The sequence below is a fragment of the Alistipes sp. UBA1686 genome (assembly GCF_002320215.1).
Taxonomy (GTDB): Bacteria; Bacteroidota; Bacteroidia; order Bacteroidales; family Rikenellaceae; genus Alistipes; species Alistipes onderdonkii.
Map to the genome: position 1 here is coordinate 1 of NZ_DCKA01000018.1, position 13,470 is coordinate 13,470.

Sequence of the window (13,470 nt, forward strand, 5' to 3'; positions counted from 1 at the left end):
CTTGCCATCCTCCTCGGCCGTGCGTACCGCCTCGCGAAGAAGGCCCGTGAAGCCCGAGCCGTGGAAGATGTTGTCGCCCAGAACCAGACACACGGAGTCATTGCCGATGAAATCCGAGCCGATCAGGAACGCCTGCGCAAGACCGTCCGGGGACGGCTGCTCGGCATAGCTGATGCGAACCCCGTAGTCGGAGCCGTCGCCCAGCAGACGACGGAAACCGCCCAGATCCTCTGGCGTAGAGATCAGGAGGATGTCGCGGATGCCAGCCAGAAACAACGCCGATAAGGGGTAGTAGACCATCGGCTTGTCGTAAACAGGCAACAACTGCTTGCTGACGCCCTTCGTGATCGGGTACAAACGCGTTCCGCTGCCACCCGCCAAGATGATGCCTTTCATTTATCAGTAAGTTAAATCTATTTTTAGAAATGCGTCCCGAACATACAGGGTCGCGAACAAAAAATCAAACCTTATCCATGACCTGCTGCAACCAGAAAAAAATTCCGGTACGGCTGATATGGGTCTTGTACCCCAGCCGACGGATAATGCCCATGAATTTCGTGTCGCGGCGGATATGCCATTGCATGAAATGATACAACCCGAACGTGGCCAAAAGGCTCATGCCGACGACCGCATACAGTTGAACGGCGATTGAAAAACCGACCGCTTCGAACGCCCACCAGCATAACACGACCGACGTATTCAACCCCAAGATAGCCAATGTCGTTGCGACATGGGAACAACCCATGTCAATGAACATATGGTGCAGGTGCGTCTTATCGGGACGGAATGGCGACGAGCCCTTCAGCATACGCGTCGACATCACGCGCAGCGTATCGAACACGGGAACCGACAACACCGCCAGCGTGAACGGTACAAGCCCGACATTGGGGTCGACAAAGGCTGCGACCCGCGAACCGGATTGCAGGATGGCAATTACGAAGACGGACATGACGGTGCCCATGACCAACGTCCCGCCGTCGCCGATGAACATCTTAGAGGATTTACCGAAAACATTGTGCAGGAAGAAGGGAATCAGGGCCCCGACCGAAACTACCGCCAGGATCGTCATCGCCTCTTCGCCGGCGAGATGGAAAAGTATGCCGAAGATGGTGCAGGCCATGATACAATAGCCCGAAGAAAGACCGTTTACGCCGTCCATCAGGTTGATGGCGTTGATAATGCCAACGGTGGCAAAAACAGTCAGCGGCACGGCATACCAGGAAGAGATCGGCCCGATGCCCCACAAACCGCGGAAGTCGTTTATGCAATAGCCGCCGACAAAGACCAGCAGCAGCACGACGACGATCTCGATCAAAAGCCGCAGGGAAGGGGAAAGGTTCAGAATATCGTCCATCGTGCCGGTATAGAGCATCGCCATCATGGCCATGATTACGACAGGCAGTCCGGAGCAGTCCACGACAGCACTCATGCTCCCGATAGCGATCACGACCCCGAAGAAAACGGCGACGCCGCCCAGGACAGGAACCGGCGTACGTTGCAATTTACGGGCATCCGGATTATCGACAATGTTTTTCAACAGCGCGATTTTCACCAGTTTAGGGTGGATCCAGCCGACTAAGAAAAGGGCTATAAAGAAAGGAATGATGACTGTGTAGCAAAGAGGCGTTGTCATACTGATTCATTTTATTATCCGGAAAAGGAAGAGGTTTTACATCGACAGCAATCAAATGGAAAATTCAACAGGCTTTATCATTTATGCGATATGCCGTTCCATTTCAGCCTCCAGTCGCGCCCCGATACTTTCGGCAATACAATGTATGACATAAGAAGTGCAATAATACCATGCGTCGCCGCGCACGGGCAGCGTCAGGCTGTAATCGTACATGAACCGGGCGATCCGCCGCGCTGCGGGTTTATCGACAGGGAGGGCATTGCCCTGCAATGCGACCTCGTACATCCGCCCCAGCGTACAGAGGTACCCCTCGTCGAAATTCAGGGGGTCGGCAGGGACGCATACGCACCTGCGGTAATACCCCGCCGCCCGCCTTGTCGCGGTATCGTTCCCCAAGTCGGGAAACATCCAGGCAACCCGGTTCATCACCCCGATACGTTCCAATGCGACCTCGGACGACACCCCCGGCCAGCAGCCGTCAGCATCCAGGGCGGATGTCCAGCCGGCCAACTGCCGTTTCAGGAACAGCAGGTATTCGTCATCGGCAGCCGGCGCGGGATAGAGCAGGTCGGCCACGCACATGCAGACGCCCGTCTGCTGAAACAGACCGTTTTCCGGCCGGGCACCGACACCGCCCATAAAATCCCGGACAAGTGCGTCCGCAGCCCGGTAACAACAGTTTTTCTTCCGCAGATCGGCGGGAAATACCGTTTCGCAGGCAAGCGAATACATGGCATGTACCATCCGGCTACGGATCGCTGTATCGGGCTCGTGTTTAGAGCGTTCAGACAGCACCCAGAACAAGCTGTCAATTCTGTTGCGGAAGGTTTCCTCCGTACCGAATTCCCCGGCAGGCGCCACGGACGACACCAATTCACAGCCCGCGACAAAAGCCCTTGCCAACGACACCAGGCGCACGTTCGTCGCTTGGGCGGGATCGGCATCCAGCAGCAACGGCAGCATTTTTTTCAGGTAATTCGGTGTCATGTCAGTAATTTATCGGAACCGGAACAGTTCTTTTTGCAGGCTTATAGTGCCAAGGATCATATTTTTTCGACCAATGCGGACGGAATGGAAGCGGTAGCGACCGCCGTGATGCCGTCGATCTTGACGACGACACGTCTGTCCCGGGTGTTTTTCACCCGCATGAACGTGCCTTCGACACCCATGAATACGCCGTCCTTAATCCTCACCTTGTCGCCTTTCGACAATGCGACCTCTTCGGGCGAAAGGAAAATCACCGGTTCGTCGATATTGGCGGCCACGGCGATAAAATTGCGCATCTGGGACTCGGGTACGGTCATAATCTGGTTCTCGCCGTTTTGCTGATGCATCACATAGCGCAGAATCGGCAGCCTGAATGTCTTCAGGTCGTCGATAACTTCACGCGTGGAACGGACGAAAATATAGTTGTGCACCGCAGCTTCCCGTACCCGGGAAAACCGGCCCTTGGAATCCCGGCGGCGTACGACCCTTACCGGCACGAAATTCTCGATATCCAGTTTGTCGAGATACTCCTTGGTGGAGAGTTCGCGCTGATAGGTTACCCGAAGCACATACCATTTGGTATCTGTATCCTGACAGTCCATTATTGCGATCCGTTAAGTCGGTATTCGGCACCCGAAAAGGGCGTATAGTTGAGAAAAAAGCGTTCCATGGGGACATTGAAAACCTCGTAAAACTAAGATTTTCAACCAATTACGCGCCTCCCATAAGAACACTTCCGTATTTTAAAGTGCGGTCTCTATGTAAGAGACCTTTATAACTTTCGCAAAAGTACTAAAAATAAAGTATATACCCAAATTTTTTAAACCATATTTTTGTTTACAACGCCGCTTGTTTCTGTAAAAAAAATTTGAATATCAAAAACTTATTGTTTTTATCCTGATTGTTTGCAAGAATTGCTCACTAAGTGGATGAATTCAGTGCTCTTTTAATCCGATTCGGGCTATTTGCTGGCAATAGTTAAGCAGTGTTAGAAAAAACACCCTTCATTATATGTCATCCAATTGATTATCAGACGGCAACTAAGATGTAACTATCTCTTACATAGAGACCTTACACGTATAAGGATGCTATCAGGCTCCGGTTCGCCTGGTCGATAACGGAGTTTTCGAGCGAGGCCAGGTAAATCTGCGTGGTTTTTTCCGAAGCATGTCCCATTCCCGCACTGATGACCGACAACGGAATGTTATGGTTCCGGGCAGCAGTCGCCCACGTATGCCGCGAGGTATAGGAGGAGAGCGGGACTTCGAGCCCCAGCAAACCGGACAGCTTTTTCAACCGACGATTATAATAGTCAAGGGCCGTACGGTATTGGGAAAACGCCCTGACCGGATCGTCCGAACTGAGCAGCGGAAAAACATAGCCGGATATGCGCCCTGCACCGGCATAACGCCCGATAAGCTTCGCGATGCAGGGCTCGATACGGATAACGAGGCGCTGCCCGGTCTTGCGGCGGACATAACGGATCGTATCCCCGACGATATCCTGATTCCTCAGGAAGGCAATGTCCACGAACGCCATCCCGCGCGTACAATAACTGAAAATAAAAATATCCCGGGCCAAGGCCAGGGACGGGGAGTGCGTCAGATCCAGCCGCCGGAGCCGCACGACGACATCCTCGCCGACGGCACGTTTGCAGGTATGGTCGACACCGGTATACACATACCGGAAAGGATCGGCCTGTGGTACGATATCCTCCTTCACGGCTTTATTATAGACCGCGCGCAATATCCGCATATAAAACGAGACGGTATTGCGGACAATGCCCCGGCGCCGGAGCCAGTCGTCATACTGCCCCACAAGCCGTTCATCGACGAGCGAAAAGGGAATATCCCGTCCGCCCAGGAAATCGGAGAAACTCCCGAGTGTCCGCCGGTAGTTGCGCGCCGTCCCCAACTTCCCGTTCGCCTCGAGCCTTGCGGCCTGCGTTTCGACATAGGCGAGCACAGTGCTCCGCCGGGAGTTGCGGAACCGGTCGACAACATCCCTGAGCGAGTAGCCCTCCTGCCGGAATTCGAGATCCCGGATGATCGTATGCAACAGACACAGATCATGGTCGATCCGCTGCTGCACGGACAGCAACGCATGGGCTTCCCCCGATAGGGGCGTGATGACACACCCGCGCCTTGCATCCCACTGCCGGGGCTGGAGACGCATGGAGGTAGTTATCTGCTGCGATTTGCGCCGATGGCAAAGCTGGTAATATATTACTCCCGCTTTCCCGCCGACCGACGATTCCCTGAGCTTGACTTTTACTGTCGCCATACATTTTAGTTGTTTATGGTTAGATTTGGAATTTTTTCCGCCGCCCGAAGTACACGGATGCATGTCCCGGCGGAATCACGCCAGCAAAACTAACCATCGGACAACTTAAAAAGGCCGAAAAATATGTTATTCGGCCATAACGGCATTGCGTGCAGGGTATTCCGGACAAGAAATACCCTTGCAGCATAAGGCACAGGCAGACGGGATCAGACAGACGGGCAGACTGCAAGACAGAGCAGGCCGCAGACAAGCGGAGCCGGCAGGACAGGGCGGCAAACGCACGGAAAGGGCGGACGGGCGAATGGACGGATGAACGGGCAGGATTGGCGGGCGGCGGGCAGCGGACGAGCATTACAGCCCGGCCGGAAATATGAAAAGCCCCCGAACCTTTCGGTTTCGGGGGCAATGGAGAGGCCTCCCGCCGAGGATTATCCCAGCATTGGTTTCAGCACGCCGAACAGCACGAGCGCGATGAGGAACGTAACGACGATATTGAAAGCCTGGGCGGCGAGGAACGCCCACAGCAGATTGCGGTTCTCCCGGGAAACGATATCCTTGAGGCGCGTATCGAGCCCCACGCAGACGAAGGCCAGCGAGAAAAATACCGTCGAGAACATTTTGGCGACACCCGGCTCGGCAAGTTTACCCTTGGCATCGGCCGTGAAGAGGCCGTTGCCCTGCAAAAGGCTGAACACCAGCGATGCGGCAACAAAGCCGATGATGAATTTCGGGAATTTTTCCCACACGATCCCCAGTGACGGGGCCTGCCCGGTCTTATCGCCGCGGCGCGTCGAGAGGTAAAGCGCGATGAAGAACGCCACCACACCGATCAGTACGTTCTGCGCAGCCTTGATGATGACGGCATGCTGGTTGGCCACCTCGCCCACGATCATGCTCGACGCGGCGACACCCGACGTAGTGTCGATCGTACCGCCGATCCACGCCCCGGCAACCTCCTGCACGACATGCGGATCGTCGAAAATATGCGGCAGGATCACATGCGCCAGCCACGGCATCAGATAGATCATCGGCACGACGACGATCAGTACCAACGAAACGATGTACGAAAGTTTCCGGTCGTCGCCGCCCGCCACGCGGGCCGCCGTGATACAGGCCGACACGCCGCAGATCGACACGCCGCTCGAAAGGATCATCGCCGAGCGTTCGTCGACCTTCATGCGGCGCGAAATCCGGAAGGCGAAGAACCACACGACGGCGACCACCAGGCACGCCTGCACGAGGCCGAAGACGCCCGATTTCATCACGTCGCTGAAGAGGATCGTGGCACCGAGGCACACGACGCCGATCTTGATGTAGAATTCACCCTGGATCGCGGGTTTGAGCCACGCGGGTACACGCCACACGTTGCGGATCAGCAACCCGAAGAGCACCGAGAAGAATACCGACTCGAAGCCGTAATACGACACGGAGGGGATCTTGGCGACGATCTGCGCCAGCAACGAGACGGCGAAGACGGCCACGAGCGACGGCAGGAGCCCCTTGAGCGGACGCCGGAGCATCAGGCACCCGGCATAGAGCACCACCAGCACGATGGCGAAGAGATAGGCGATATTGCTCCACGCAGCGCCGCCCAGCAGCGTCGCGGGGACTTTGGGCAGCGCGGAAGGTGCGAGCGCGGCCAGCGCCAGCAAGGGAATGCTCACCCAGACCACCACCCAGTCCTCGACCCGGAATTGTTCCATCCACTTTTTCATTTTTATTTTATCATTTTTTCAGGTTAAAATATGCCGGAAAGCATCAGTGCCACCACATTGCGACCGGCGACATCCCGCGCGGCGAAATCTTCGTAGGTGTAATCCAGCTGGCAGCGCAGGTATTTCACAGGTTGCCACGTAAGCCCGGCCGTATAATTGGTCTGGCGGCTCGAACCGCGGGAGCAGTCTTCGAGAAAGGTATCGTACCGCACCGCCGGCAACAATGTCCGGGTCACGCGCCAGCCCGCTACGGCATACCACCCCTCGCTGTCGAGGCCGCCCGTCGTGCCACAGATGTATTCGCCGCGCAGGACGAGGCGCCCGTAATCGTAGCAGGCACCGGCACCGTAACGGATGCGCTTCAGGTAATCCTCGCCGTACTCGCCCCGGTAGTACGATCCCGCGAACTGCAATCCGGCGACGGGCTTGACCGTAAGGCGCGCCACGATGTCCTTGCTTTTGTTCTTGTCCTTGACGTTCAGCCCCTCGCCGTTGAAAACGCCGAAGTTGTAGTTCAGGATACTGTATCCGTCGCGCTTGAAAAATCCTCCGAACAGCTGCGCGCCCAGGTCGCGGCCTGTGGCCGAAAGTCCGCAGAGGTCGCTGAACCCCATCAGTTTGCACAACGAAAGGGGGTATTCGATGAACTCATATCTGAGCGGCACATAGTCGGTATTCTCGATCGAAAAAGGCAGCTTGTATTCGCCCAGCTGGACGTTGAGTTCATCGAACGGTTTGTAACACAAGTAGGCGTCGACGATTTTCGGCGAAGCGAATTCGATCTGGACACGGTAATCCAGTTTCGGAGCGATGACGCCCGCCAGGTTCAGACGTACGCGTTTGATAAAAAAGGTCGACGAACGGTCGCTCCATTCGTAACCGGTCTGGACATATCCCGAAATTTCCGGCAGGGCGGCCAGCACTTTGTCCCAGGTGGACGTTTTGGCTTTGAGGGCCGCGATTTCCGCCGAAAGCTCCTCAACCGAAGATGTCACAGTGGTCGTGTCGGGCTGCTGCGCGCGGGCGGGTACAATCAAGCCGAGCAACAGCAATACGGGCAAAATCATTCTCATAAACAAGGTCGTTTGGGTTCACAAAAGTCGTGATTCCGGCGCAAAAGGTCAATACGCGAAAATACCTAAAATGACCCGGAACGGCTCCGGGCGGCATCCGGGGATGGCCACCGCCGGCCGTCCGCTCCCGGAAAACAGAACAGGCACCGCACAGGACACGGACAGGGATGGCACAAAAAAGGCCGGAATACTCCGGCCTCCCCGCTTATGGAATGAACTTTTTATCGGTCAGGTACAGGAATCACAGTTTGTTGGCGAGATCCTTGACCAGCTCGCCGTCGAACAGGTGCAGCACCCGGTGCGCGTAAGTCGAATCGTGCTGCGAGTGGGTCACCATGATGACGGTCGTACCCTCGCGGTTCAGCTCCGAAAGCAGTTCCATCACCTCGCGGCCGTTCTTCGAGTCGAGGTTACCCGTGGGCTCGTCGGCCAGGATCAGCTTGGGGTTCGACACCACGGCACGGGCGATGGCCACACGTTGCTGCTGTCCGCCCGAGAGTTGCTGGGGGAAGTGTTCGGCGCGGTGCGAAATATTCATGCGGCTCAGGATCTCGTTGACACGACGCTTGCGCTCGGACGCCTTGACGCGCATGTAGATCAACGGCAACTCGACGTTCTCGAAGACATTCAGTTCGTCGATCAGGTTGAACGACTGGAAGACAAACCCGATATTCCCCTTGCGGAATTTCGTGCGGTCTTTCTCCTTGAACCCGGCGACCTCGTGGTCGAGCAGCGTATAGCTGCCCGAGGTGGGATTGTCCAGAAGCCCCAGGATATTGAGCAGCGTGGACTTGCCGCAGCCCGAGGGGCCCATGACGGCGACGAATTCACCCTCCTTCACTTCGAACGTCACGCCGTTCAGTGCGATGGTCTCGATCTCTTCGGTACGGAAAACCTTCTTGAGGTTCTCAACTTTCAGCATTGACATAACAAACAGGTTTTTATTGTTGATATTGATTTGATTTATTCGGATTTCACGGATTCGGCCGGGTTTTCGTTAACGGCACGCCACGAGCGGACGGTGACGGTGAGTGCCGTGACGGCCAGCACCCCCGCCAGTGCCAGGGCAAAGACCCACCAGTACAGCGGCACGGAATAGGCGAAGCCTGCGAGCCAGTGCCTGACGGCCCAGATGCTTACCGGGACGGCCAGCACGAAACACACGGCGACCAGCATGACGTAGCGGCGGTTGAACATGGCGAGGATTTCGCCCCGCGAAGCCCCCATTACCCGACGCACGGCGATTTCGCGGCGGCGGTGCTGCGTCTCGAACAGCACCAGCCCGAAGACGCCCATCAGGGCGATCACGACGGCCAACAGCGCGAACAGCCCGACTATGGCCGTCAGTTTGCGTTCGTTGTCGTACTCGAGGCCCAGCTCCTCGTCGAAAACACGGACGACGATATCGCCCGGCTCCGTGCGGGGATCGACCTCCGCGATACAGCGGCGGATATGGGCGGTAACAGCCGCAATATCGGCTCCGGGCGTCATCCGCACATAGACCACATGAGGCAGGTGCCAGTAATTTTCCTGCTGGATTTTCTTCGGAAGAAGATAGAAACAGAAGGGCGATACACCGTATTGCAGGGGCTTGAAGTTGAAATCGGCACAGAAACCTACAATTTGCTCGTCGGGCGACACGAAACCGTTGATACGGTCGCCGACCTGCATTTCAAATTCCCGCCGCGCCGCTTCGTTGAAAATCATCGTTCCGAGTTCCTTGTCGAAGTCGCTCTCCAGGAAATCGCGTCCGTCGGTAATCGGGATACCCATAACGCGCAAGAAATCAGGTTGTACGACATAACTCTGGAAAGCGACCTGACGGCCCTTGAACTCCCGGCCCCAGCCCATACGCCCGACCGACACCAAACGGCTCGTAGCTCCCGTAACATCCTTTACCTGAGGGTCGGATAGAAGTTTCTGCCGAAGGGCGTCATAACTTGACGCCCCACGTTCGGAAAGCCGCACGGCGAGGAGGTTTTCCTTGTCGAAACCCATGTCATAGTGCATCATGTAGTCGTGTTGCAGGCGAATGAAACTGGTCGCGATGATCAGCCCGATGGAGATGAAGAACTGCACGCCCAGCAGCAGCGTACGCAGCCGGCGGCCGCTGCGGGTTCCGCCGAAGGATCCCTTGACGACCAGCGCCGGGGCGAACGACGTGATATACCACGCCGGGTAGAGGCTGGCTGCGAGCGCCATGACGAAAGCTACAACGGCTACCAGCCCCACGACTTCCAAATTCTGCGACAGCGCCAGCGATGCGGAAATGTAGCTGGCGAATTCGGTGCCCTGCAAGGCAAAGGAAACGTACCAGGCCGCCAACAAAGCGATCAGGACGAGCCCGAACGCCTCGAACACGAAATTGAAGCGCAGCGACGAGGCGGGAGCGCCGAAGACCTTGAACGTATTAACGGTACGGATGCGCACCGGCACCAGTGCGAAGAAGAAGTTGACGAAGTTGATGAAAGCCAGCACGATAACCAACACGGCAATACCCAGCAGGGTATAGGTCGTGACGACAGACCCCTGCCGGCAGGGCGCCTGTGAATCCGACTCGAAATAGAGTTCCGATACCGGAGAAAGGCGCACGCCGTAGATACCCGATTCGTCGTCGTCATCTGCGGCGTCCCCGGCCGCCACACGTTTCTCGGCCGCCTCGCGCTGCATCTCCTGGTTCACGTTCGTCCACTGGCGCGCAAACTCGTCGGGTTCGGCACCGGGCCTGAATTTGACGAAATAATTGAAACTCCACTCCGAAGTGGTATAAAGGTTCGTTTCGCCCAGATTTTTCACCACCTCGCACTCTCCCAGCAACGAATTGTCCGGAAAGTCTTCGAAAACCGCCACGACTTCCATCGCCCCGTCGGGCTGGGGTTCGTCGGTGTCGACCCATATGAGGCTGCCCACGCCGACCCGCATCCGTTCGGCCACCTCGCGGGAAACGATGACGCTCTTCGGTTTTCCGAGGTCATGCACATCGCCCTCGACCGAACGGAAAGCGAAAACATCGAGGAAAGGCAGCGATACCGAACCGCAGGAAGCAGAAAACTTATTATACCCGAACGAAGGCTCGTTGCTCGTCCAACAGGTGCCGGAGCCGAAACCGCCCCACATGCAGCCCCCGACTTCGACCCCCGCCGTCGAAGCGATGACACGCTCGGGCACCGGCCGGTTAAGCCACGACGACCATTTCCCGGGCTCGTACCAGTCCTCGTTCTCCACGAGATAAATACGGTCGGCTTCGTACAGCGAGCGGTTGTAACCCAGCTCCCACCAGACCTGCGTCATGATGACGTAGAACGCGGTAAATGCCAGCGTCAGGCCTATGACGTTCAGCAGCGACGAGATTTTGTAGCGCCGCAGCGTAGTCAGAAAATTACGAAATGCGATCTTCATAACACACTATTCGGTTTTAATCATATCGATCGGGTTGGCATTGGCGATGCGCCACGTGCGGACGAGCTGCACGGCACAGACGATCAGCAGCACCACCGACCCGCACAGGGCGAAGAGCCACCAGCGGAGCGCCACGCGTTCGACGAAGTTGCTGACCAGCAGGTCTGCACCCCAGCGGCTTATGGCGGCTCCGACAATGACGGAAGGAACCGCAATCCACAGCACGTCGCGCGAGAGCAGGCGCAGCACGTCGGCCGTCGAAGCCCCGTTGACCTTGCGCAGGGCGATCTCCTTGCTGCGGCGGCGCATCTCGTCGCCCAGATAGCCCACAAGCCCCATCAGGGCGATAAGCAGGGTGATGCCGCTGACCGTGAAGACGATGTTGCGGAAACTGCGTATCTCGGAAAGGGTATCGCCCAGCAGATCGTCGTAGACCGTAAGCACGTGGTTGTTGTCCGAAGGGTATTCCTCGATCTTGCGCTGCACGGCGGCCAGCGCCTCGGGCGACATTTCGCGCAGGCGGATCATCAGGTACCACCTGAGTTTGATCTCCGGCGTATACCGGGGAAACGAAGTATAATAATTCAGCGGATGTATCACGATCGGGTCAACCTGTCCCGTGGCGATAACCGTACGGAAATCCTTCACGACGCCGACGATGGTATAAAGGCGCGCATCGGCGCTGTCCTCATCGATGATTTGGCGCCCTACGGCTTCCCGGGGCGTCCAGCCGCGCAGGCGGACGTAGGTTTCGTTGACAATGACCTCGAACGGGTTGCTCTGCGGAACGAAATTGCGGCCGGCGGCAATCTGCATGCCCATCGCGGGCATATAGGCTTCGTTGCAGAGTGTATAACGGCACGAAAACAGGAGTTCCTTGCTCTTCTCATCGTAGCAGGGCTGGCCCGAATAACCCCAGATGGGCACATCCTCGGAAGCGCCCGCTGCCTCGACCTCGGGAAGGGCGGCCACGGCGTCGCAGATGGGGGCCATGCCCGGAAGCGGCGTCTTGAGCCGGGTATAGACAATGCGGTCGTGCACGAATCCGAAGTCGCCGTTGCGGAGTTTGTCGAACTGCAGCACGGCAAGCAGCAGGAGCGTAAGGGTGAACGTACAACTGATAATTTCGACGACGAGCAAAACCTGCTTCCAGCGGCGGCGGTTGTCCGTCGCACCGCGAAACGCCAATGTCACGGGAATCGAGGTGAAAATCCGCGCCGGGACGAGCGCCGCGAGGGCGAATGCGGCGAGGATGACGATCAGCGGCACCCAGATGCGTTTCAGGGCGAAAAGCTCGGCCATCGGCGTACCAGTAATCTCCCGTACCTGATCCTGCAGGGCCCACAGCAGGAAAGCGGCCACGACGACCGAAGCGAGGGTCAGCACGGCGGTTTCGGAGCAGAAGATGCGGAAAATGTCCGAACGCCGGGCGCCGCCGACCTTGAGCATGGCGATGGTCTTCGAGCGGCTGACCAGCGTCGAAATAGATATGAGTACGTAGTTCATCGCCGCAACGAAAAGCGTGAGGGCCGCAAGCGCCATCAGCACCCACGAAATCAGCTCGACAGAAGAATCGACGCGTGACGATTCGGTGATCGGAAAGAAATACCACTTCATGCCCCACTCTTCCATCATGCCCCGCAGCTCGTGGCGGTCGATGAATGTTTCCGCCTGCGCCTCGACCTGGCCGATCTGCACGCCCTCGCGCAATTTGACATAGCTGGCGAACGAGTCGCCGCCCCGCCACGACGTGTTCATCGTCCGGCGGGCATATTCGAACGAACGAAGCATGTTGAATTTCCCGAGGTGCTGGTTGGGATCGGGATCGCGGAAGACACCCGAAACGGTCAGCGAATCGGTGCCTTTCAGCAACAACAGTTCCCCGACGGGATCTTTCTTCCCGAAGATGGTGCGGGCGGCCGATTCCGAAATCATCACCTGGTTCTCCTGCGCAAGCGCCCGGTGCGGATCGCCCTGGAGCACATCGAAGCCCAGCACGTCGAAAAACATCGTATCGGCCAGAATATATTGCATCGGAAACGAATTGTCCCCGCGTACCACATCGTCGGATGTCGTTCCCCAAAGGCGCGTCGCGGCCTCGATCTGCGGAATCTCTTCGGCCAGCGCCGGGGCGATCGGCGCCTGGAGCGACGAGGAATACCCCGTCATCTGCGGTGCATTGTAATGTACCCACAACTGGTAGATGCGGTCACCGTCGCGGAAACAACGGTCGGACGTGAGGTTATAATTGGCATAGGAGAAAATCAGCAGGCCCACGGCCAATCCCAGCGAGAGCGAAATGACGCGGGCAACGGTACCGCCTCGCAATTTGCGCAGGTAACGTAATGCGAAGAGAAAATTTTTCATACCGGGTATCTTT

The 13,470-nt window shown here is 57.1% G+C and carries 10 protein-coding genes; all 10 read right to left on the reverse strand.

What is annotated here, in order from left to right:
- Window positions 1-396 (reverse strand): sugar nucleotidyltransferase (locus B3C38_RS08020; RefSeq protein WP_286726589.1); only part of this gene is annotated, 396 nt, incomplete at its 3' end.
- Between the two features lie 64 nt (window positions 397-460).
- A complete protein-coding gene (locus B3C38_RS08025) occupies window positions 461-1,633 on the reverse strand; it encodes an MraY family glycosyltransferase (RefSeq protein WP_349677388.1) in 1,173 nt (390 codons plus the stop codon).
- 81 nt (window positions 1,634-1,714) lie between these two features.
- A complete protein-coding gene (locus B3C38_RS08030) occupies window positions 1,715-2,620 on the reverse strand; it encodes a hypothetical protein (protein WP_286726591.1) in 906 nt (301 codons plus the stop codon).
- A gap of 56 nt (window positions 2,621-2,676) precedes the next feature.
- On the reverse strand, window positions 2,677-3,222 hold the full coding sequence (locus B3C38_RS08035) for a UpxY family transcription antiterminator (protein ID WP_286726592.1): 546 nt from the start codon (window positions 3,220-3,222) through the stop codon (window positions 2,677-2,679).
- A 469-nt stretch (window positions 3,223-3,691) separates the two neighbouring features.
- Window positions 3,692-4,903 (reverse strand): site-specific integrase, encoded by a 1,212-nt coding sequence (locus tag B3C38_RS08040; protein WP_286726593.1) that lies wholly within the window; start codon window positions 4,901-4,903, stop codon window positions 3,692-3,694.
- Window positions 4,904-5,331: 428 nt separating this feature from the next.
- Window positions 5,332-6,618, reverse strand: coding sequence for a YeiH family protein (locus B3C38_RS08045; protein WP_286726594.1), 1,287 nt, complete (start codon window positions 6,616-6,618; stop codon window positions 5,332-5,334).
- Window positions 6,619-6,641: 23 nt separating this feature from the next.
- Window positions 6,642-7,691, reverse strand: coding sequence for a porin (locus tag B3C38_RS08050; RefSeq protein WP_286726595.1), 1,050 nt, complete (start codon window positions 7,689-7,691; stop codon window positions 6,642-6,644).
- 241 nt (window positions 7,692-7,932) lie between these two features.
- On the reverse strand, window positions 7,933-8,613 hold the full coding sequence (locus B3C38_RS08055) for an ABC transporter ATP-binding protein (protein WP_018695464.1): 681 nt from the start codon (window positions 8,611-8,613) through the stop codon (window positions 7,933-7,935).
- Between the two features lie 41 nt (window positions 8,614-8,654).
- Entirely contained in the window at window positions 8,655-11,090 is a 2,436-nt protein-coding gene (locus tag B3C38_RS08060; protein WP_286726596.1) for an ABC transporter permease, read from the reverse strand.
- Between the two features lie 6 nt (window positions 11,091-11,096).
- Complete coding sequence (locus B3C38_RS08065) at window positions 11,097-13,457, reverse strand: ABC transporter permease (protein WP_286726597.1); 2,361 nt, start codon at window positions 13,455-13,457, stop codon at window positions 11,097-11,099.
- Between the last annotated feature and the right edge of the window lie 13 nt (window positions 13,458-13,470).

What these genes read in the sequence shown, in the direction of transcription:
- B3C38_RS08030 (WP_286726591.1), bottom strand. Translation starts at nt 2,620, where the DNA reads ATGACACCGAATTACCTGAAAAAAATGCTGCCGTTGCTGCTGGATGCC.
- B3C38_RS08065 (WP_286726597.1), bottom strand. Translation starts at nt 13,457, where the DNA reads ATGAAAAATTTTCTCTTCGCATTACGTTACCTGCGCAAATTGCGAGGC.
- B3C38_RS08050 (WP_286726595.1), bottom strand. Translation starts at nt 7,691, where the DNA reads ATGAGAATGATTTTGCCCGTATTGCTGTTGCTCGGCTTGATTGTACCC.
- B3C38_RS08025 (WP_349677388.1), bottom strand. Translation starts at nt 1,633, where the DNA reads ATGACAACGCCTCTTTGCTACACAGTCATCATTCCTTTCTTTATAGCC.
- B3C38_RS08045 (WP_286726594.1), bottom strand. Translation starts at nt 6,618, where the DNA reads ATGAAAAAGTGGATGGAACAATTCCGGGTCGAGGACTGGGTGGTGGTC.
- B3C38_RS08055 (WP_018695464.1), bottom strand. Translation starts at nt 8,613, where the DNA reads ATGCTGAAAGTTGAGAACCTCAAGAAGGTTTTCCGTACCGAAGAGATC.
- B3C38_RS08035 (WP_286726592.1), bottom strand. Translation starts at nt 3,222, where the DNA reads ATGGACTGTCAGGATACAGATACCAAATGGTATGTGCTTCGGGTAACC.
- B3C38_RS08040 (WP_286726593.1), bottom strand. Translation starts at nt 4,903, where the DNA reads ATGGCGACAGTAAAAGTCAAGCTCAGGGAATCGTCGGTCGGCGGGAAA.
- B3C38_RS08060 (WP_286726596.1), bottom strand. Translation starts at nt 11,090, where the DNA reads ATGAAGATCGCATTTCGTAATTTTCTGACTACGCTGCGGCGCTACAAA.